This window comes from Kocuria carniphila, from assembly GCF_004136555.1.
GTDB lineage: Bacteria > Actinomycetota > Actinomycetes > Actinomycetales > Micrococcaceae > Kocuria > Kocuria carniphila.
Genome location: NZ_NOIT01000017.1, coordinates 46844 through 65756, shown reverse-complemented (window position 1 = coordinate 65756; position 18913 = coordinate 46844). Strand labels below are relative to the sequence as shown.

Genomic DNA, 18913 nt, shown 5'->3' with positions numbered 1-18913 from the left:
GGGTAGGGAGCCCGGGGGTTGCCTACGGGGTGTAGATGGTCAGCTCATGATCGTAGGGGGTCCTCGTTCGGGAACGCTGTACGGATACCGCTGATTGATCCGCCGGGGAAAAAGTCGTACCACCAATATGTCCTCGCCTGTTGGAGATCCTCAAGAATTCCCTCATCCTCCTGCGAAAGGTCTAGGGCGAGGTCACAGCGGTAGACCCGGGATTCGTCACCCTCGACGAGCTGGAAGATCGCGTACCGGCCCTCCAGACGAATCCATTGGACGACGAGGGTTGGGTGCAGATCCTCCCAAAAGGTTCTCCCCATCCCGAGCTCCATCAAGAAGCCCGCCCAGTTGACCCTGAGCCCTTCGGGGATGTGCCCTTCTTCGGTGCGTGGCTCACCACCCGAGAAGTCGATCGAAACGGTGTTGGGGCCGTCGGCAACCTTGTAGTGGAGCTCCCGCAGAAAGGCATAAGGAGCCAACACCGCGTCATCAACTTCAACGCGCGGAGGTTCAGGTGATTCGCACTCCAGACCCAGGTCACCCCACACGGCCCGCTGCGAACCGCCCACGTGAATCCTGCGTGGCAATGACCTACTCCGATCAGGTGGCGGGTTTGACGGAGATCACCGGTACAGCGGCCTCCAGGATGATCTGCTGGGCGGACGAGCCCAGGAAGATCTTACCCGCGGGACTGCGGCGCTTCACACCCACGACCACGGCTTCAACTTCCGGGCGATTGGTGGCGTCGATGAGATCTCCCACGGCGTCCTTGCTGCGACCGTCGGCGTTTTCCAGGGTTACGCGATCGTAGCCGTAGCCGGAGATGTCCGGGGTGGAACCGTCCACGGGAAACACGATGAGGTCTGCGTCGCGGCGTCGGGCTTCGTCGATTGCGAAGTCGCGGGCGGCGTGCCCGGCGGGGGTGTCTGCGCTGGCAAGGATGATGGTCATTACTGGAAACTACTCCTCGATTTAAGGACCTGAACGGTGCGCTCGGCGTCATGGCGTCGTGTTACCAAAATCGTGCGCCACACCTGAGAATTACTACTTTCCCAGATGAGCTTATGTGTATTCTAGGTCACAATCCCAGGCCGCTCTCAGGTGGCCGGTCCGCATGCCATCAGTGCACTTGATTCAGGAGACCAGTTTGGTCGAGAAGCCTCCGCCGAATCGTCGGCAGTTCATCACGTACGGGATCGGAGGACTGATCGCGGCTGGCGCCATTGGGACCGCCGTGACCGGATCCATTTCCTCAGCCTCCGGCGGCAACAACCTCCGCTCGAGCATGACCATCATCGCCCCGGCGGCGGCCGGCGGCGGTTGGGACACCGTGGCTCGCGAAATGCAGCAGGCGCAGCGAGCGAACAGCATCATCAACAACACCCAGGTGGTCAACATGCCGGGCGCCGGCGGAACTATCGCGCTGGGCAACCTGTCCGTTCTGGACGGCGATGCGAACAACCTGATGGTCGGTGGCACCGGTCAGCTCGCCGCGACCATTCAGTACGATTCCGCCACCAAGTACGAGGACGTCAACCCCCTGGCCGTGACGGTCGAGGAGTACGACGTGATCGTGGTCCCAGCCGACTCCCCGTACAAGACCCTGGACGACCTCATGAAGGCCTGGGCGCAGAATCCGGGCGATGTCCCGTGGACCGGTGGTGGCTCGTTCGACCAACTGGTGGTCACCGAAATGGCCATTGCGGGCGGCATCAAACCGGCGGACATGATCTACGTGTCCTCGGACGGCGGCGGCGAGTCCACGCAAGCACTGCTCAACGGCACCGTTGCCGCGGCAGCCAGCGGATACCCGGACTCCATCGACCAGATCGAGTCCGGCCGACTCCGCGCGCTCGCGCTCGTGGCCGAGGAACCCCTGGAGGGCAGCGACATCCCGACCACCGTGGAGCAGGGCTATGACGTGACTCTGGCCAACTGGCGCATCCTGATGGCCCCCGGCGGCATCACCGATGACGAGAAACAAGAGCTGGAGAACATCGTGCTGGAGACGATCGAAACTCCCGAATGGCGCGAAGCCATCGAGCGCTACAACTGGAACGAGAACGTGATCACCGGCGACGAGCTCACGCAGTTCATCAAGGACGAGACCGAGCGAATCACTGCGCTGTACAAGGAGTTGGGAGTATGAGCCACGCATCGGTTTCCGAATCCTCGGCACCCGCACCCCGGGCAGATTCCGAGCGTCCCGTCGACCGGAGTTCACGCTCGGCAGGCTCCCTGCTTCAAGCACTCACCATGCCGCTGGTGCTCGCCGCGTTCGCCACCTATCTCCTGGTGGGCATGCTGATGATGGAGGTCCCGGATTCCGTGGACTTCCCGGGCCCGCGCTTCTTCCCCGCCATCATCACCGGCGTCATTTACGTCCTGGTGGTCGTGGAAGTCATCAACATTTTCCGCCACTGGTCCAGCGGTTCGCTGGGCACCACCGACGACGCCGCTCCCGCCACCTTCTCGTGGCGTTCGCTCGTCTGGGTGATCGGCGGGTTCTTGGCCTTCGCCCTGCTCCTGGAATTCCTGGGGTGGATCCTTGGCGCGGCACTGTTGTTCTGGTGCGTGGCGCGTGGATTCGGGTCGAAACGACCCCTGTTCTCATTGATCGTCGGACTGACGGTGAGCTCCATTGCTTACATCGCGTTCGACATGGCACTGGGGCTCTCACTGCCCTCGGGACTTCTTGGGGGTGGCTTCTAAATGGAGACTCTGTCCTTACTGATGGAGGGCTTCGCTGGAGCCCTCACCTGGCAGAACCTGTTCTGGGTGGTGCTGGGCTGTTTCCTGGGTACCGCAGTGGGCGTCATGCCCGGCCTGGGTTCTTCCATGGCCGTGGCTCTGCTCTTGCCCGTGACCTTCGCCCTGGAGCCCACCGCGGCGTTCATCATGTTCTCCGGCGTGTACTTCGGTGGCCTGTTCGGCGACTCAACCATGGGCATCCTGATGAACACACCGGGGCAGGCGTCTGCCATTGCCTCAACGTTCGAGGGTCACAAGATGGCCCTGAACGGGCGCGCCCCACAGGCACTGGCCACCGCGGCCATTGGTGCGTTCGTGGGTGGTTTCATTGCCTCCGGAGTGGTGGTGTTCCTGGCGCCGTTCCTCGCGGAGTTCTCCACGCAATTCGGGCCGGCGGAGTTCTTCGCACTGGCACTGTTCGCGTTCATGGCCACGTCATCCGTGGTGACGGACTCTGCAGTCAAGGGCTTGTTGTCACTGGCGTTTGGCCTGGGTATTGCCGTGGTGGGTATCGACGGCGTCACGGGCATCCCCCGTTTCACCATGGATTCTCCGTTCCTCTTCGACGGTATCTCTCTGGTCACCGTGACCGTGGCGGTGCTGGCTCTGGGCGAGGTCATTTACTTCGCCACGATTGCCCGCTTCCAGCGTGAAGGCCAGATGATCCGTTCGAAGGGTCGCCCGTGGTTGAGCAAGAAGGAGCTTCGCGAAGCCGCGCCTGCGTGGGCCCGTGGCACGGCCATTGGCCTTCCCTTCGGTGTGATCCCCGCTGGCGGTTCCGAGATCCCCACGTTCTTGGCGTATGGCGCGGAACGCAAGCTGGATCGACGTCGTCACGACCCACAATTCGGCAAGGGCGCCATCCGCGGCCTGGCCGCACCCGAGGCCGCCGGTAACTCAACGACCGGTATGGCCATGGGCGCACTACTGGCGCTGGGCCTGCCGATCTCCGCGACCGCGGCCATCATGCTCGCGGCGTTCCGTCAGTACGGCCTGCAGCCGGGCCCGCTGCTGTTCGAGCGCGCACCCGATCTGGTGTGGGCGCTGCTGGCGAGCTTCTTCATCGCGATGATCGTGCTGCTGATCATCAACCTGCCGTTCGCCATGGTGTGGGCCAAGCTCCTGCTGATCCCGCGCCACTACCTGTACGCGGGCATCACGGTGTTCTGTGGCCTGGGCATCTATGCGACGTCCGGCTCGACGTTCGATCTGCTCCTGCTGCTGGGCGTGGGCATCGTGGGCTTCCTGATGCGCATGCACGACTACCCGCTGGCGCCGCTCATCATTGGCATGGTGCTCGGCCCGTTGGCTGAAACCAGCTTGCGCGATGCGCTCATCAGCGCCAACGGTGACGCCTCCGTACTCGTGCAGGGCCCGATCGTGCTCACGCTGTACGGTCTGCTGGCAGTCGTGCTGCTGCTGACCCTGCGGAGCAAGATCACGAGCCGGACCAGGCGGGATACGTAGACGGGTTCTGCCACCGTGCGATGCCATGTGAGGTAGACGCACCACACCTCAACCTGAAGTGAGGAAACTGCAGCTTCGCGGTCTCATGTGATGTAAGTGCTGAATTCAACCAAACTCGACGCACTTCCCTCACCGGAGACTTCGGTGCTGCAGTTTCCTCACTTAAAACTTCAGTGAAATGAACTCGTGTGGTCATTCCGCAGCCACACGTCGCGCGAGAGTGCCATTTCCATGGCTTGCCACGTTTCATCGCCAACAACCGTCTCAATGCTGGCGCCGGTGGGCTTGAATTCCAGACTCTCGTATAGCCCGAGAGCACGATGGTTGTGTGCATAGACACCCAGCGTGATCAATGGGAAGTCCGTCTTCTCAAATCCTCGAGCGACTGCCGCTTCGACCAACGCACGGCCACGGCCCTGCCCACGAACAGCTGGATCAGTAATGATGTAGCCGAGGCGCATTGATTGAGAGTCGTGATCTACAAGTAACGATGCAAGCCCAAAGGCCCGACCTGTCTCCAAATCGATTCCGGTCCACCAGGTACGGCGTTCGCTAGTCAGGCTCTTTTCCAGTTGAGCGATGTTGAGTGGCCAAGTGAAAGTGGGGCCGGACCACATCACCATCTCCTGAGGGGTACGCACCCATCCAAGAAGTATGTCGAGGTCGTGAGGAATTGTCCGGCGCAGTCGCATCTCCCCACTGTACGAGCGCGATGCGCCCTCAAGTTTCCGGAGTGATGTCAGCGTCAGCTCAGTACCGCCAAAAATATGGGAGTTAGTTCGTACCGGGGCAACCGAAGCTGCGGGGATTCTCGTTGCAGTCATCAGCGACATTGCGGACGGTTGCCTTCCACACGCTGATCGGGACTGGCGCGGATGCGACTTCGTTGAACCCAGCGACCGGCTGCCAGCCGGTACCCGCCACGTTGTACTCTCCATAGAAGAAAGTAGTCAGCGTGACGCTGTAGTCACCGGTTTCCGAATAGACGTGTGAGGTGTCCGTGGGGATATCCCAATCGCCTTCGGCCAATGGTGCACCTGTCAAAGGCGTGGGGCCGAGAGCTGCCCCGTCACCGTAGTTCCAGGAGTACTGAACCGGATACGCCCTCACCGCCACGGGGAAGCCACCCAATTCAGTTTCGAACATCTGGGCATCTGCAACGGCAAACACATTGGTGTTCATGTTCTTGAGTGTGTCCGGCGCGGGCTCAACAGTCGAGACAGCGGGAGAAACGTTCAGGCGCTGGAAATCCTGCAGCGTGAATACGGGAAGCGGAATGACACCTTCATCATCAGCTTCGGCGGCTTCAGCATTAGCCACGCACATTTGAGTTCCGCGTGACGCACGGCCCTCTTCTCCCGCCCCACCAACGACGACGTCCATATTGACGCCTTCGCCGCCACCATCGACCGTGCACTCTTGTTCCTGGCGGCAGTCGTCAAAGGCGTCGCCATCTTCACCATTGCAAGGATCCTGCAGGCTATATGTGGTTCGATTCAGCGCTGTGTCCATCTTGGTGGGGTCAAAGAAGATCGAGTCATCGTCGCTCATTAATTCATTGCGTAGAGCCCGCTGATACTCGGGATCCTCATCTGGATCCCAGGCTGAACCAGATGCGCCGCTGCCACCACCATCAGTTGAAGGCTGGCCCACCGAAACGGAGATCCCGCCTCGTGATCCCGTCTTTACCGAAACTGAAATCACATCTTTTGAAGCGGTAGCCGAGCTATCAAGTGAACCAGATTCTTCATAACCCCCGTATCCCGACCAATCCGATTCAGCAGCAAACGCCGGTGATAACTTAGCAAATGGAAATATAAGAATAATTAAAGAAAATATGCAAAATAATGCGAATGTCCCCTGGCGCACCCTCAAACTAGTCATAAGGAGCCTCTAGGAGAGGCGGTTATGTAAACCCAACTCCCGCCCTCAAATGCCAGGCTCGCATCCAAGTCATCCGTTGATTTAATTGGCTCCTGTTCGATAGCGACTTCTTTGTTTTCAATGATTTTTGCACCGCGATTGTTAACACCCACGGGAACAGTATAGATTCCATTTTCACTCATCGAGAGTGAGTCTGGGATAATTTGATACGTCTCCAATCCCCCAGCGGCCCAATGCCCTGACGAGTAGACATCTGCAGTTTGAGTGAATTGTCGTTCACAAGCTTCGCAGGATTTGCTAGTTACTTCTCGAACTAAAGAGGCATCGCCAGTTTGCATAAGATACCACTGAGCATCAGCACGGTAGTCCAAAAACGCCTGCGCCCCCGCCTCAGTCTCCTGCTTGGCCTCTTCGGGCATCACCGGCTTTGGAACATTGCGTGCAGGGTGTTCAAGGGTTGCCGGCTCGAAGTCATCCGGGAACTCCTGACCGGTGGCCATTGTCTCCGGCTGCTCAGGCCACCAGTCCCCACTGGCGGACGGATCCGGAGACGAGGATGGTGAATCCGATGACCCATCTCCGGTCTCACTAACCGTGGGAGACGAACCGCCATCCGCAGACGTAGACGTAGACGTATCACCCGGCTCGGGATCGTTCGAGTTGCCGCAGCCGGCCAGCGTCAGCCCTAACGCCAGCGCGGCCAGGCTCGCCGCGAGCTTCCTACGCTTCAGCGCATCCCCCATTGGATGGTCCCCTCTAACTCATGAAGCCCGGCGGCCACTGCCAAGCTACGGCAGCGATTCGAGCTTACGAAATTTCGTTTGACACTATCCACCGCGGAAAGATTTTTGTGGATAACTTTTCAATGTAAACGCATAACGGCCAGTCACGAAGTTTTCGCACGCATCTACAAACCAGCAAGGTGACCGTTTGTTGCACGGTCACCTTGCTATTCCGAGTAATTAACTCAGAACGGGTACTGCGGAATGTCCGGGCTGATCGTGACCCACTGGCTCTCGGTAAATGCCTCGATGTTCGCGGCCGCACCGCCGAATCGAGCACCCGTCCCAGAGGCCTTCATGCCTCCCATGGGAGCGGTCGCCTCGTCCATTACGGTCATCTCATTGATGTGGATCTTGCCCGCAGTGATTCGGTCCGCGACCTTCAACGCCTCACCCACATCACCAATGATCGACAGCGACAACGCGTACTCCGAGTTGTTCGCCAGGTTCACCGCTTCTTCCACGGAGGACACCTTGATGACCGGAGCCACCGGGCCGAAGATCTCCTCGTTCCACGCCGGCATGTCCACCGTCAGATCAGCCAGCACGGTGGGCCGATAGAACAACCCGTCGTGCGTTGCGCCCGCACGGATCGACGCACCCGCGATCACGGAATCCTGCACCTTGGAATCCACGGCCTTCAGCTGCTTCTCGTCAATGATCGGCCCCAGGTGAACTTGCCCCTCGGACGGATCACCCACCACCAGAGCGTCAGCCCGCTCGGCCAACTTGGACACGTACGACTCGTAGACATCTTCATGAACAATGTGCCGCCCCGTGGTCATGCACACCTGCCCCTGGTGGAAGAACGAGCCCATGGATCCCACACCCGCCGCTAGATCCAAATCAGCAGACGGCAGCACCACCATCGCGTTGTTGCCGCCCAGCTCCAGGTGAGTTCGCTTCAGATGCTTGGCACCCGCCGCACCCACATGGCGGCCCGCTTCTGTAGAGCCGGTGAAAGACACGATTCTCACCTCGGGCGCATCAACGGTCGCCGCGCCGACGTCGCCGCCTCCCGGTAGCACCTGCAGCACGCCCGAGGGCAGTCCCGCCTCTTCGAAGATCCGTGCGATCAGCACTCCACCGGTGATGGGCGTGCGGGGGTCGGGCTTCAACAACACCGCATTCCCCAGCGCCAATGCCGGCGCGACCGAACGGATCGACAGAATCAAGGGGAAGTTGAACGGCGAAATCACCGACACGACACCAGCGGGCACCCGCCTCGCAAACGACCAATGCGGATCGTCTGAGGCCAACACCTCCCCTCTAGCGTGCGTGGGCAGTGCAGACGCCTCGAAGCACTCCTGCGCCGCGACGTTTGCTTCCATCCCCGCCTTGGGCTGGATCGCGCCGGTTTCGCGCACCACCCAGTCGATGATCTCTTCGGTGTTCTCCTCGAACAGCTGGCCCGCCTTGCGGAGCACGGCCGCACGCTCGGTCGGCTTGAGCGCGGCCCACGCGACCTGTGCCTCGGAAGCCTGCCGAGCGGCGTCGTAAACGTCGGCGGGAGATGCGGAACCCACCGAGCCCAGGACAGCTTCCGACGCGGGATTCTGAACGGAAATCGAGTCGCCGGACCCATCCCGCCAGCCGTTGATGTAGAGCTTTCCGTGCCAGCGTTCGTCGTCGAGAATTGCCATGTTCGCTCCTTCGGGTGGGTCGGCGAGCGCCGTGCGCAACGCACTGCACACCGCTCAATTTCTCCCCACATTGTGACCCACGAAACACAGATGCCGCTCAAAGTCTTGTCACCGCTCACCGGCGGGAGCAGCATTGAACCATGTCAGTAGTGGATGTTCAGAAGAATCTCGACGCCGCCCAACTCACCCTCGTGGCGGAACTAGACGCCCCCGTGACCACCGCCTGGAACCTCTACGCCAACCAGCAGTTCGTCGAAAAATGGTGGGGTCCGCCCCGCTATCCCGCCACGTTCACGAATCATGACCTCGCCCCCGGGGCCACGGTGAATTACTTCATGACAGGCCCGGACGGCGACAAGTACCACGGCCTGTGGCAGGTCCAAGAAGTCACCCCCGAGCGAGAAATCCACTTCACCGATCGATTCGCGGACGCCCACGGCCAGGTCGACGACGCCCTGCCCGCCTCGGACGTGGTGGTCACCTTCGAGGCGTTGGACGGCAATCGAAGCCGGATCACCACGGTCACCACCATGACCTCACGCGAAGACCTGGAGGAGGTGTTGAAGATGGGCGCGGAAGAGGGCACGGTGCAGGCCATGAACCAGATGGACGCGCTGATCGAGCAATCAGTATGACTCGTCGGGACGGGTGACCACGGCAAGAGCTCACTCCGAACGGCCAAACAGACAAACCAGCACAATAGGCCCGAAAGAGCCGAGCCCTACGGTTGCGGATCCCTTGCGTCGTACCGGCTGAACGCGGGGAACTTCCGCACCAGGACCACCACGAGCACCAGACACACGACCGCGCCGGCCACGGCAGCCAGACCGGGCCCGGCGAACTCGCCCGCGGTGCCCATGTAGGCATCGCCCAGGCGCGGCCCACCGGCCACGACCACAATGAAGATGCCCTGCAACCGCCCGCGCAGCGCATCCGGGGTCGCCGCCTGCAGGATGGTGGTGCGGAACAACATGGAGATCGCGTCCATCGCACCGGCCGCGACCAGCACGGCGCACGACGCCGCCAGCGGCCACACCGTCTCACGTCCCCAACCGCCGGAGGCCAGCAGCACTACGCCACCGAACGCCATGATGCACACGGCCCACCCGGCCACGGCCATCGCGCACGCTTTGCCATGGCGGTTGAGCCGCACCAGCGGCCCGGACAGCAACCCCGCCAGCACGGAGCCAGCCGCGAGCGCCGCGGTCAACAGTCCCACCGTGAACTGGTCTCCGCCCAGGACCGTCGCACCGAGCACCGGGAACAACGCACGCGGCATCGCAAAGAACATGGCGGCCATGTCCAATAGGAACGTCATGCGCAGATTGGGTCGGGTGGCCAGGAACCGGAATCCCTCGACCACGGAACGAAAACCGGCGCGGGACGGGACGCCGTCGGGCGGGAGGGACGGCAACTTGTACATCGCCCACAAGCTCGCCATGAACGCCACGGCATCCACTGTGTAGGCCCACTGGAAACCCAGCCCGGCCACGGTCAACGCGCCCAACAATGGCCCCACCATGAGCGTGGAGCCCATGGTCAGTTGATATAAGGCATTGGCCGCGGGCAGCTGTTTCATGGGCACCAACCGCGGCACGATCGCCCCGCGCACCGGCTGATTGAGCCCTTGGGCAAACGAATGCAGCGCCACCAGCGTGTACAGCACCACCAGTGACGAAATGTGCGCCCACGAGTGCGCGGCTAGCGCGACCGTGACTGCGAACAAACCGAACGTGGTCCACAGCCCCACGGTGCGGCGATTGTGCGCATCACCCATGGACCCGCCGTACAACCCGGACACGATCAGCGGCAGCAGCGCGGCAACACCCACCATGCCCACGGCAAACGTGGAGCGTGTGAGCTCGAAGACCTCCAGGCTGATGGCCACCACCGTGAACTGGTTGCCCAGCATGGACATGGTGGAGCCGATCCACAGGCGTCGGAACGCCGGGGACTCACGCAGCGGGGTGAGGTCGAGCAGCAAACGGGGCACTGGTCGATCCTAGGCCCACGCGCTCGGACAACGAGAGCAGCCAGATCGCCCGGAACCATTTACCCTGAAGGGAGCCCACTTCCCCGGGACATCAGGAGTTCTCATGCGCACACGCGAACAACGCTGGGCCGCCCGCTCGGCGCGCGGTTGGCCTCGATTGCGCGTGTTCGCCATCATCAACGGCATCACGGGTCTGCTGATCGGCGGCCTGATCCTGTGGTTCACCCACGGAGTGTTGCAATTCGAGAACTTCCCCGCCGCGGAGGTCCCCTGGATCTGGCGGGTCCTGGCCCTGGCCATCGCCGTCATGCTCCCCGGAATTCTGCTGTCCATGGGCGTCTATCTCGTGATCGCGGGTGCCTCCGCGCGCAATCGGGCGGCGTTGGCAGCGGGGCGAGCGCGCGACGTCGTCCTCAATGCCTCCCAACCGGACGAGCCCCCGGTGGTCGCCCACAAACTGGCCGAAACCACCCCGCCCGGCGTGAAGATCCGCGCCCACGCGCTCCACGGTTCTGACGCGACCAGTCGGTACACCCGCACCCTGCTAGGCGCGCTACCGGTGCACACGCCCATGGCGCTCGCGCCGGTGGGCTTGGGACTGATCCTGCTCGTGGTCGCCACCATCTACTACGCGACCGGTTACGGCGCCCCGGCCACGGTCATCCTGCTGGGCGTAGCCTACCTCGGCTGGAAACTCTGGCGCGGCTTCAGTAGCTACCAGGCCTTTTCCGAGTCCGATTGGGCACCCACACGCGTCGACGACGCGAACACCGGCCCCATCCCCGCGGTCACCGTGGTGCACGAGACCGAAACGACCCAGCCCATCCCCCGGCAACGCTCCGCGTACGACGACGCCCCGCCCACCTACACGACGCATCACACCGATCACGACCAGGTCGCCTACGAGAACACCGATGAACTCCCGGTCATCGAACGGATCCGGGACAACTACTCGGAACCCAAGAAGATGAGCGCGTCCCAGCGCAGGCTGGCGGAACGGGCCGAACGCGAACGGCTGGTCATGGAACGCCGCCAGCGCAATCGCCGCTCACCCGATGGTCAGCCACCCCACACCATCACGTCCATGGAGCGTCACCCGGACAGCGAGGATCAAGGCGGCGCGGCCGAACAGGAACAGCAGCGGCAACAGCAGCGCCGCTACGAGCAGTACTTGGACGAGCACCAGCGCATGCGACAGGACCGGCTGCGCAACGCGAGTGCTAAGAAACCGGAGGAAGCGCCGTCGTTGTTGGGCTATGCGATGACGCGCTGGAAGAGCAAGCGGAACGGGTCCGCGAACGACCGCTGACCGGCGAGTTGAATCAGCGAAAGGCTCAGTCCGTGATGGGCTCCGGATTGGTCGGGTTGGTCACCTGGCCGCGGAGGTACACGCGCTGGATGTCGGCCAGCGGAGCGACGGCCATGAGCGCTGCGCCCACCATCTCCAGGCCTTCTTCCAGGTGATAGGTCACGCGGTAGAGGAACCAGTGGGCCTCAACGCGGATCAGATAATCGGCAATGAACTCGAAGCCCACGGCCGCGCCCAGGAACACCACGAATCCGCTCACCAGAAGGCGGCCGGGCGTCTTGTGCAGGCGGCGCGAGGCGAAGAACGCCAACAGGATGACTCCCGCGGCGATGGGCGCGCCCAGGATCACCCACGTGAAGGTGAAGCCGGTGTCCGGGGCAAACCTCTCCACGACGAGACCAAGCTTTTCGTGGAGCATGGTGGCGTCGTCCAGGGACATCAACAGCGCGATGACCGCAATGAGCCGCCAGGACAGCCGGGCGCTGCGGCTCGGGGTGTTGGCGGCGACCAGGAACATGAGGGTGGCAGCCACGATGAGCAGGAGCACGTTCCACCACATGGGCAGGTTCACCTCTGAGGTGACCTCGAGGTAGTGGTAGATACCCAGGTTGGGAGCCCACCACACCGCGAACAGGCTGAGCAGCGTGATGATCAGAGACACGATCACTGCGGCCACTAAAGCGCCCAACCAGAACGGTCGCTTGCGGCGAAGGGTGGTGGATCGGCTCATACGTGCCCCCGGATCGTCATGAAGTTTTCACTGGAAAGCAACCCACAGTCTACCGGCGCGTACGATGCCGGGGCGGGGCATGACGTTCCCCACACACGTGTTACTTTCGTTTTGAATTGACTTCTTCATGATGAATCGCATCAATGAGATACAGATGTGGAATTGGTGAGAGTCTCTTAATCTCACCGCCGCACCACACTCCTCAGTTGCGACCTGCGGCGATGCCCCGAATTTCATCCTCTAGGATTTCGGCGGCGCGCTCCAAATCCTCCGATTCGGCTCGATGCATCAGGTGCAGGGCCAGCCCGTCGGTGAGAGCGTGAAGCCGCCGCCCGCTTCGTGTTGCGGCCTCGCTGGGAGCGTCGGGGTCCTCCCCACGCAGGGCGGCGGCCAACCAAATACACGCAGCGGCAATTTGAGCGTGGGCGGAATCTCGGAGGACTTTGAGCTCCGGCACCGCGGTCGCTTCTGCAATCAGCGCGATATTGACGTCCATTTCGGCCCGGGTCTGCTCGGTGAAGGGGACCAGGTTTTTGACCACGGCCAGGACATGGTCTTCGGTACTGCCCTCACGAGGAAGATTCGTAATGCGTTCGTAGGCGCGCTCCATCATGAGTTCCGCGGAATACACGAGGAGCTCGGTGCGCGTGGGGAATACGTGCCGCAGAGACCCCACAGCCAGGCCCGCTTCTTCAGCAACTGTTCGCACGGAGACCGCAGAAACACCCGATCGGAGAATCACACGCCACGCGGCCTCGGCAAGTTCGGCTTTGCGTGCTTCGCGGTCAATTCTGGAAGGCATGGTCCTAAATTAGCACGACTGTGCTAGATTGATTTGGCACAACTGTGCTAATTCAATCGGAGGGGCTTACAGCATGGAGACCATTGGAATCCTCGCGGCTCTTGCGCTGGTCGATTCCACCAGCTTCGGGACTCTGCTCATCCCTATCTGGCTGCTCATGGCACCCGGTCGGCTGAAGCTCGGCCGTCTACTCGTGTACTTAGCCACCGTTCTCGCCGCGTATTTCGTGATCGGCGTGCTCATCATGCTGGGCGCCACCGCCTTCATCGACGCCTTTGGCGAGGCACTGGAATCCCGCACCGCGTACATCATCCAATTGGCGCTGGGCATCGGCCTGATCGTCCTGAGCTACGTCATGGATCCGGGAACCAAGCGGGCCAAACGCCTCGCAGCCGAGCGCGCGGCCGCCGGCAACGCCGCGTCGGCGCCCGGGGGCCGCGTCTCGCGCTGGCGGGCCCGAATCTTGGGTGCCGACGGCGCTCCCATCGGCACTCGCGCCGGCGTCGGTTCCCTGGCTGCGCTCATGGGACTTGCCCTGGTGGGCGTCTCACTCGAGGTGGCCACGATGGTTCCGTACCTGGCGGGCATCGGCATCATTTCGTCGACCAGCCCCAGCCTGACGATTTCGCTGCTCATGCTCGGGGGATACTGCCTGGTGATGATTGCCCCCGCATTGACTCTGACCATCGGGCGTTTGGTCGCGCGCAACGCACTGGAGCGCCCGCTGTCCGCGCTGGAACGATGGTTCACCAAGCATGCGCAGTCCGGCTCGGCCTGGTTCATCGGCATTGTGGGAGTGCTACTGGCACTCAACGCTTTCGGAATGTTGCGGTCAATGTAGCGGGGGTTGGGCTGGGCGCATCCACAGTGACGAGCCCTCGGGTGCGTCACGTGCTCGCGTGCACTTCGCAGAACCCGATGGACTAGCGCGACCCATCCAAGCCCCGCAGCCGCTCCATCTCACGGCGGTCCTTCTTGGTGGGCCTACCCGCACCGCGGTCTCGACGACCCACGGGAACACTGAGTTCAGCGGGCCGCGGCGGCGAATGATCGATGTAGCACTGAGCAGCAACCGGCGCGCCCACGCGCTTGACGATCAACTTGGTGACCTGGAATTCCTGCTGCCACCCGGGGCGCCGCACGGTGACTCGATCCCCCACGCGAACGGGCTGGGCGGCCTTGACCGGCGCCGCATTAAGCCGTACGTGACCGGCCCGGCACGCAGTGGTCGCGGCGGAGCGGGTCTTGAACAGACGGACCGACCACAACCACACATCCAGGCGCACACTGGTCGGTTCATTGGCATTCGCGGGCATGGTCCAACGCTACTCGGGGCGCTCCGAGGCGGAAAATTCGGGGCCTCGTGGGCCGGCCTCGAACGACCTTTCCGAAAACTCTTAACGCACTAAACTTAATAGTGTTCGGGGTCACAGTGACGTGCCTCGGGCGCTGCGCCCGCGACGGACGCGGGCGCTGGTGTGAACAGGAGATAGTTACTCATGCTCAAGAACTTCATCAACAATTCCTACACCGAATCCTCATCCTCCGACTCGTTCGACCTGGTCAATCCGGCCACCGGGGAGGTCATCGACCAGTCCCCCAACTCCAATGAAGCAGACGTGGACGCCGCCTATGCCGCAGCGGCCGCGGCCGCCAAGGTATGGGGTCGCATGACCCCGAGTGCACGACAGCTGGCACTGCTCAAGATCGCGGACGCCATCGAGGCTCGGGGAGCCGATCTTGTCGAAGCCCAGTCCCGCAACACGGGTCAGCCCAAGTACTTGATCCAGTCCGAAGAAGTGGACGTTTCCGCAGACCAGATCCGATTCTTCGCCGGTGCGGCCCGCCTTATGGAGGGCCTGGCGAGCGGCGAATACATGGAGGGCCTCAACTCGGTGATCCGCCGGGAACCGATCGGTGTGGTCGGTCAGGTCACCCCGTGGAACTACCCGCTGATGATGGCCGTGTGGAAGGTGGGACCGGCATTGGCTGCAGGTAACACCATTGTTCTCAAGCCCTCGGACACCACACCCGAGTCCACATTGCTGTTCGCGGAGATCGCCGGCGAGTTCCTCCCGGAGGGCACGTTCAACGTGGTCCTGGGCAACGGTCACACCGGTGAACTGGTCGTCTCGAACACGACCCCGGGTCTGGTATCGATCACCGGTTCCGTGCGTGCGGGACTGTCCGTGGCGGCGTCGGCGGCCAAAAACCTGACCCGCGCGCACCTGGAGTTGGGCGGCAAGGCCCCGTGTGTCGTCTTTGCGGACGCGGATCTGGACGCCGCCGCGACCACCTTGGCAGAGTCCGGGCTGTTCAACGCCGGCCAGGACTGCACCGCGTCCACGCGTGTGCTGGTGGAGGAGAACGCGCGCGACGAGTTCCTCGAGAAGATCACGGAGGCCGCGAATAACACCGCGTTCGGTACGCCCGAGAAGGAGGACATCCTCTACGGCCCGCTCAACAGCGAGAACCAGCTCAAACAGGTGACCGGCTTCATCGAACGGCTACCCGAGCACGCGACCGTGACAACCGGCGGCAAGCAGGCGGACGGTCCGGGTTTCTTCTTCGAACCGACCATCGTGGCCGACCTGAAGCAGGATGACGAGGCAATTCAGAACGAGATCTTCGGCCCGGTGATCACCGTGCAGACCTTCTCGACCGAGGAAGAGGCCGTGGAGATGGCCAACGGTGTGGAGTACGGATTGGCGTCATCGGTGTGGACCAAGGATCACGGCCGCGCGCTGCGGATGTCCCGCGATCTGGACTACGGCTGTGTGTGGATCAACACGCACATCCCGCTGGTCGCCGAGATGCCGCACGGTGGTTTCAAGCACTCCGGCTACGGCAAGGACCTGTCCAAGTACGCCGTGGAGGAATACACGCGCGTCAAGCACGTGATGAGCTCGCTGGACTGACGACCCGCCTTGATCACTGAAAGGAGCGCATCATGACTGACATTCGAGAACTCGTGCTCACCGCCGATCGCGAGTTGTTCACCGAGCACGATCTGAGCACCCTGGACCGCAATTTCTCCGAGGACTACGTGGAGCACTCGCCGCTCGTGGCCAACGGCAAGGACGGCCTGCGGGAGCTGGTCATCGGCGCGGGCGCCGGGCTGCGGCACGACGTCGCTCGCGTCCTCGTGGACGAAGAGGCCGGGTTGGTCGCGCTGCACGGCGCCTACCCCGGTCTGGATCCGGACACCGTGTACGTGGGGTTCGACATCTACCGCGTGGCCGACGGCAAGATCGTGGAGCACTGGGACGGTCTGGTGGATCAAACGTCTCCCAACGAGTCCGGTCACACCCAGTTGGACGGCCCCACCGAGGTAGACGCATCCGCCGATACCGAGGCGAGCCGTGCGTTCGTCAAGAAGGCCTGGGCCACGTTCCTGCAGGGTCAGGATTACGACGCCGCCGGCGACTTCACGCGCGCTGACGACCAGTTCACGCAGCACTCCGGGGACATCGCGGATGGCGTGCAGAACATGGTCGATTTCCTGAAACAGCTCAAGACGGATGATTCCACCCTGACCTACGACACGCTGCACCGCACGGTGGCCGACGGGAACTTCGTGCTGACGTTCTCGGAGGGTTCCATCGCCGGCGAGCGCCACTTCTTCTGCGAACTGTGGCGCATCGAGGACGGCAAGTGGGTCGAGCTATGGGACGCCATCGGGCCGGTCCCGCCGGATGAGGAGCTGGCGCATTCGCACGGGGCATTCAGGTCGGTGGCGGACTGAGGCGACCGAACGGCTGGGTCTCGGACCGGCGTGATCTGACCATGCGGCGGCCCCGTGAACGTTGAGAGACGTTCACGGGGCCGCATTATTGTTGAATTTCGGTTATTCGACAGGGCGCTGCCGAGGCACCAGGGGATTAGTGATCGTGGCCCTCGTGGCTTTCGTGGCCTTCGGCACCCGCGGTGGGAGCGGCGTCGTCGTGGGCGTGGTCGTGGCCCTCGTGCGAACCGTGCTCGCCCGCTTCCTCGTCATGAGCCGGCGCCTCTGGCTTGCCCGTCACCACGGCCATCTCCACCGGGGTTTCCGGCAGGTCGATGGACTTGGTCACCTCACCCTTGGACAGGTCCACCACATGGAGTTTCTTGTTCTCCGCGTCGGTCACGTACGCGTTGGCACCGGCCACCTTGATCACGGGGCCGGCGTCTTGCCAGTCCTCCTTTTCCTCCCACGGCTCGATCACGTCGATCTTCTGGGTGACCTTGCCGGTCTCCTCGTCGATCACGTTGAGCTTGCCGTCATAGGTCAGGACCAGACCTTCACCCTCGGGTCCGCGGGCCAGCGAACGGAACCAGTAGGAGGAGTCCAGGTCGACCAGCTGATGCGAATCGTCGCGGGTGTCGAAGAGCGCAACACGGGTGGGGCGCTCCTGCTCCGCGTCCTCATCCACCTTGTAGTCACCCAGCACGATCGGCGATTCTTCCGAACCCGCCAGATTGCCCGAGCGCGCATAAGAGTCCGCCACGGCCACCTTGTGGAAGTCACCATCGCGGTAGATCACGGGCCCGTTCTCGCAGCCCACCACCACGGTGTCGGTGGTCTTACCCGGTTCCGCAGCAGCCTCGCCGTGCACGCCCGGGCAGTCCTTGGTCTCGGCCTTGACCGAGCCATCCTTGTTAAGCACCTGAACGGTATTGCGCTCGTCCTCGGTGCCCTGCGTGGTGAACAGCGTGCCGTCGGCCAGCTCGAGCGCCACACCGTGGTGCGGATTCTCGGTCTTGGTTTCCTTCATCTCCGGCTTGCCCTCCTTGAGCGCCTCGGAGTCGAAGGTCTTGATGGAGCCGTCCCCGTCGCCGAACAGCGTGGTCTTGCCGTTGTGAACCACCACATGCCCGGCGTGCGGGGCATCGAAGGTCACGTCGGTCAGCTTGGGCGCGGATTCGCGGTAGTGATAGTGGTCCCCGTGCTTGTGCGCGTCCAGGCCGCTGTCGTGGGCCCGGAACACGTCGCTGTCGCTGACCATTACGTGCCGTCCGTCGCCAGCGTTGTTGAGTCGCAGGAAACCGTCCTTCTTGGTGTCATCCACCACCTCTCCGGATTCGGTGTCCACGGTGAGCAGCCCGCCGTCATAGGACACCACGGCGCGCGGGGTCAGGCTCGAGACTTCCTTCGCGGCGGCTTCACTCGTGGTTTCGCTGGCGCTCGGGGACGACGACGCCGCTCCCGCCTCACCATTGCCACCCGCCCCACAGGCGGTGAGAGCAAGTGCCCCGATGGCCATCGCGGCCATGGTGATGGGCGCACGACGGCGCGCCTTGGTGGATCCAGACATGGGCGACTGAGCCCCTTCGGGGGCGATGCGTTCGATGTTATGCATGCGAGCACTTTATCTTAAGTGATTATCATTCTCATATAAGCCATCTGGACAACCCTGCATCGCCAGATTCACCGCAGCAGGCTGCTCTTCTCATCATCCGAAAACCTCCAAGTTTGGTTCCGAAAATCTCCAAGTTGAGCTCCGAAAATCTCCAAGTTGGGGCGCCGGCCCTCACGCCCCTGGACGCTGACAGCGGTCTTCAGGGCATGATGGAACCAG

General features: G+C 62.6%; 19 protein-coding genes. 8 read left to right on the top strand and 11 right to left on the bottom strand.

Annotated features, from left to right (window positions below; genetic code table 11):
• Nucleotides 1–44: 44 nt before the first annotated feature.
• Both EWV37_RS12815 and EWV37_RS12810 read right to left on the bottom strand, forming a co-directional pair.
• Nucleotides 45–563 (bottom strand): hypothetical protein, encoded by a 519-nt coding sequence (locus tag EWV37_RS12815; protein ID WP_129702041.1) that lies wholly within the window; start codon nucleotides 561–563, stop codon nucleotides 45–47.
• Between the two features lie 31 nt (nucleotides 564–594).
• Nucleotides 595–945 carry a universal stress protein gene (locus EWV37_RS12810; RefSeq protein WP_095798704.1) on the bottom strand — a complete coding sequence of 117 codons (351 nt, stop codon included), beginning with the start codon at nucleotides 943–945 and terminating at the stop codon, nucleotides 595–597.
• Between the two features lie 163 nt (nucleotides 946–1108).
• Here EWV37_RS12810 and EWV37_RS12805 point away from each other — a divergent pair, with 163 nt between their 5' ends.
• From EWV37_RS12805 to EWV37_RS12795, 3 genes are read left to right on the top strand one after another with little or no spacing between them, the layout of a single operon-like run.
• Complete coding sequence (locus EWV37_RS12805; RefSeq protein WP_129702039.1) at nucleotides 1109–2143, top strand: tripartite tricarboxylate transporter substrate binding protein; 1035 nt, start codon at nucleotides 1109–1111, stop codon at nucleotides 2141–2143.
• Nucleotides 2140–2706 (top strand): tripartite tricarboxylate transporter TctB family protein, encoded by a 567-nt coding sequence (locus tag EWV37_RS12800; RefSeq protein ID WP_129702037.1) that lies wholly within the window; start codon nucleotides 2140–2142, stop codon nucleotides 2704–2706. The genes EWV37_RS12805 and EWV37_RS12800 overlap by 4 nt, the downstream gene beginning before the upstream one ends.
• Entirely contained in the window at nucleotides 2707–4212 is a 1506-nt protein-coding gene (locus EWV37_RS12795) for a tripartite tricarboxylate transporter permease (protein WP_129702035.1), read from the top strand. It abuts the gene before it with no gap.
• Between the two features lie 170 nt (nucleotides 4213–4382).
• On the opposite strand, the gene EWV37_RS12790 is transcribed toward EWV37_RS12795, so the two are convergent.
• The 4 genes from EWV37_RS12790 to EWV37_RS12775 form a co-directional block, all read right to left on the bottom strand.
• Nucleotides 4383–4904 carry a GNAT family N-acetyltransferase gene (locus EWV37_RS12790; protein ID WP_165189428.1) on the bottom strand — a complete coding sequence of 174 codons (522 nt, stop codon included), beginning with the start codon at nucleotides 4902–4904 and terminating at the stop codon, nucleotides 4383–4385.
• A gap of 82 nt (nucleotides 4905–4986) precedes the next feature.
• Nucleotides 4987–6096, bottom strand: a complete 1110-nt coding sequence (locus EWV37_RS15730; RefSeq protein WP_238663263.1) for a PKD domain-containing protein — start codon at nucleotides 6094–6096, stop codon at nucleotides 4987–4989.
• Nucleotides 6093–6596: a DUF6318 family protein gene (locus tag EWV37_RS12780; RefSeq protein ID WP_129702031.1), complete on the bottom strand. Its 504-nt coding sequence runs from the start codon at nucleotides 6594–6596 to the stop codon at nucleotides 6093–6095. Before EWV37_RS12780 ends, EWV37_RS15730 begins: the two co-directional genes overlap by 4 nt.
• A gap of 467 nt (nucleotides 6597–7063) precedes the next feature.
• On the bottom strand, nucleotides 7064–8521 hold the full coding sequence (locus EWV37_RS12775) for a benzaldehyde dehydrogenase (protein WP_095798709.1): 1458 nt from the start codon (nucleotides 8519–8521) through the stop codon (nucleotides 7064–7066).
• 140 nt (nucleotides 8522–8661) lie between these two features.
• Between EWV37_RS12775 and EWV37_RS12770 the strand changes: the two genes are divergently transcribed.
• Nucleotides 8662–9156 (top strand): SRPBCC family protein, encoded by a 495-nt coding sequence (locus EWV37_RS12770; protein WP_129702029.1) that lies wholly within the window; start codon nucleotides 8662–8664, stop codon nucleotides 9154–9156.
• Between the two features lie 86 nt (nucleotides 9157–9242).
• On the opposite strand, the gene EWV37_RS12765 is transcribed toward EWV37_RS12770, so the two are convergent.
• Nucleotides 9243–10514 carry an MFS transporter gene (locus EWV37_RS12765; protein WP_129702027.1) on the bottom strand — a complete coding sequence of 424 codons (1272 nt, stop codon included), beginning with the start codon at nucleotides 10512–10514 and terminating at the stop codon, nucleotides 9243–9245.
• Nucleotides 10515–10617: 103 nt separating this feature from the next.
• On the opposite strand from EWV37_RS12765, the gene EWV37_RS12760 reads away from it, so the two are divergent.
• On the top strand, nucleotides 10618–11823 hold the full coding sequence (locus EWV37_RS12760) for a DUF1129 domain-containing protein (protein WP_129702025.1): 1206 nt from the start codon (nucleotides 10618–10620) through the stop codon (nucleotides 11821–11823).
• A gap of 25 nt (nucleotides 11824–11848) precedes the next feature.
• Here EWV37_RS12760 and EWV37_RS12755 read toward each other — a convergent pair whose 3' ends face one another.
• Entirely contained in the window at nucleotides 11849–12553 is a 705-nt protein-coding gene (locus tag EWV37_RS12755) for a hypothetical protein (protein WP_129702023.1), read from the bottom strand.
• 202 nt (nucleotides 12554–12755) lie between these two features.
• The gene (locus EWV37_RS12750; protein ID WP_129702021.1) at nucleotides 12756–13355 is read right to left on the bottom strand and encodes a TetR/AcrR family transcriptional regulator; all 600 of its coding nucleotides are present in this window, start codon (nucleotides 13353–13355) and stop codon (nucleotides 12756–12758) included.
• A gap of 73 nt (nucleotides 13356–13428) precedes the next feature.
• On the opposite strand from EWV37_RS12750, the gene EWV37_RS12745 reads away from it, so the two are divergent.
• Complete coding sequence (locus EWV37_RS12745) at nucleotides 13429–14196, top strand: GAP family protein (RefSeq protein WP_129702018.1); 768 nt, start codon at nucleotides 13429–13431, stop codon at nucleotides 14194–14196.
• A gap of 82 nt (nucleotides 14197–14278) precedes the next feature.
• Here the strand turns inward: EWV37_RS12745 and EWV37_RS12740 are convergent, their stop codons facing one another.
• A complete protein-coding gene (locus EWV37_RS12740) occupies nucleotides 14279–14671 on the bottom strand; it encodes an RNA-binding S4 domain-containing protein (RefSeq protein WP_031273393.1) in 393 nt (130 codons plus the stop codon).
• A gap of 183 nt (nucleotides 14672–14854) precedes the next feature.
• Here EWV37_RS12740 and EWV37_RS12735 point away from each other — a divergent pair, with 183 nt between their 5' ends.
• Together EWV37_RS12735 and EWV37_RS12730 are read left to right on the top strand one after the other, a co-directional pair.
• Nucleotides 14855–16273, top strand: a complete 1419-nt coding sequence (locus EWV37_RS12735) for a gamma-aminobutyraldehyde dehydrogenase (protein ID WP_129702016.1) — start codon at nucleotides 14855–14857, stop codon at nucleotides 16271–16273.
• Between the two features lie 32 nt (nucleotides 16274–16305).
• Nucleotides 16306–17100: a nuclear transport factor 2 family protein gene (locus EWV37_RS12730; RefSeq protein ID WP_129702014.1), complete on the top strand. Its 795-nt coding sequence runs from the start codon at nucleotides 16306–16308 to the stop codon at nucleotides 17098–17100.
• A gap of 136 nt (nucleotides 17101–17236) precedes the next feature.
• On the opposite strand, the gene EWV37_RS12725 is transcribed toward EWV37_RS12730, so the two are convergent.
• The gene (locus EWV37_RS12725) at nucleotides 17237–18694 is read right to left on the bottom strand and encodes a hypothetical protein (protein ID WP_238663262.1); all 1458 of its coding nucleotides are present in this window, start codon (nucleotides 18692–18694) and stop codon (nucleotides 17237–17239) included.
• Between the last annotated feature and the right edge of the window lie 219 nt (nucleotides 18695–18913).

Bases quoted from the DNA above. Each gene is read 5' to 3' on its own strand.
- EWV37_RS12795 (WP_129702035.1), top strand. From the start codon at position 2,707: ATGGAGACTCTGTCCTTACTGATGGAGGGCTTCGCTGGAGCCCTCACC.
- EWV37_RS12725 (WP_238663262.1), bottom strand. From the start codon at position 18,694: ATGCATAACATCGAACGCATCGCCCCCGAAGGGGCTCAGTCGCCCATG.
- EWV37_RS12770 (WP_129702029.1), top strand. From the start codon at position 8,662: ATGTCAGTAGTGGATGTTCAGAAGAATCTCGACGCCGCCCAACTCACC.
- EWV37_RS12740 (WP_031273393.1), bottom strand. From the start codon at position 14,671: ATGCCCGCGAATGCCAATGAACCGACCAGTGTGCGCCTGGATGTGTGG.
- EWV37_RS12800 (WP_129702037.1), top strand. From the start codon at position 2,140: ATGAGCCACGCATCGGTTTCCGAATCCTCGGCACCCGCACCCCGGGCA.
- EWV37_RS12730 (WP_129702014.1), top strand. From the start codon at position 16,306: ATGACTGACATTCGAGAACTCGTGCTCACCGCCGATCGCGAGTTGTTC.
- EWV37_RS12775 (WP_095798709.1), bottom strand. From the start codon at position 8,521: ATGGCAATTCTCGACGACGAACGCTGGCACGGAAAGCTCTACATCAAC.
- EWV37_RS12760 (WP_129702025.1), top strand. From the start codon at position 10,618: ATGCGCACACGCGAACAACGCTGGGCCGCCCGCTCGGCGCGCGGTTGG.
- EWV37_RS12750 (WP_129702021.1), bottom strand. From the start codon at position 13,355: ATGCCTTCCAGAATTGACCGCGAAGCACGCAAAGCCGAACTTGCCGAG.
- EWV37_RS12810 (WP_095798704.1), bottom strand. From the start codon at position 945: ATGACCATCATCCTTGCCAGCGCAGACACCCCCGCCGGGCACGCCGCC.
- EWV37_RS15730 (WP_238663263.1), bottom strand. From the start codon at position 6,096: ATGACTAGTTTGAGGGTGCGCCAGGGGACATTCGCATTATTTTGCATA.
- EWV37_RS12755 (WP_129702023.1), bottom strand. From the start codon at position 12,553: ATGAGCCGATCCACCACCCTTCGCCGCAAGCGACCGTTCTGGTTGGGC.
- EWV37_RS12790 (WP_165189428.1), bottom strand. From the start codon at position 4,904: ATGCGACTGCGCCGGACAATTCCTCACGACCTCGACATACTTCTTGGA.
- EWV37_RS12780 (WP_129702031.1), bottom strand. From the start codon at position 6,596: ATGGCCACCGGTCAGGAGTTCCCGGATGACTTCGAGCCGGCAACCCTT.
- EWV37_RS12745 (WP_129702018.1), top strand. From the start codon at position 13,429: ATGGAGACCATTGGAATCCTCGCGGCTCTTGCGCTGGTCGATTCCACC.
- EWV37_RS12805 (WP_129702039.1), top strand. From the start codon at position 1,109: ATGCCATCAGTGCACTTGATTCAGGAGACCAGTTTGGTCGAGAAGCCT.
- EWV37_RS12735 (WP_129702016.1), top strand. From the start codon at position 14,855: ATGCTCAAGAACTTCATCAACAATTCCTACACCGAATCCTCATCCTCC.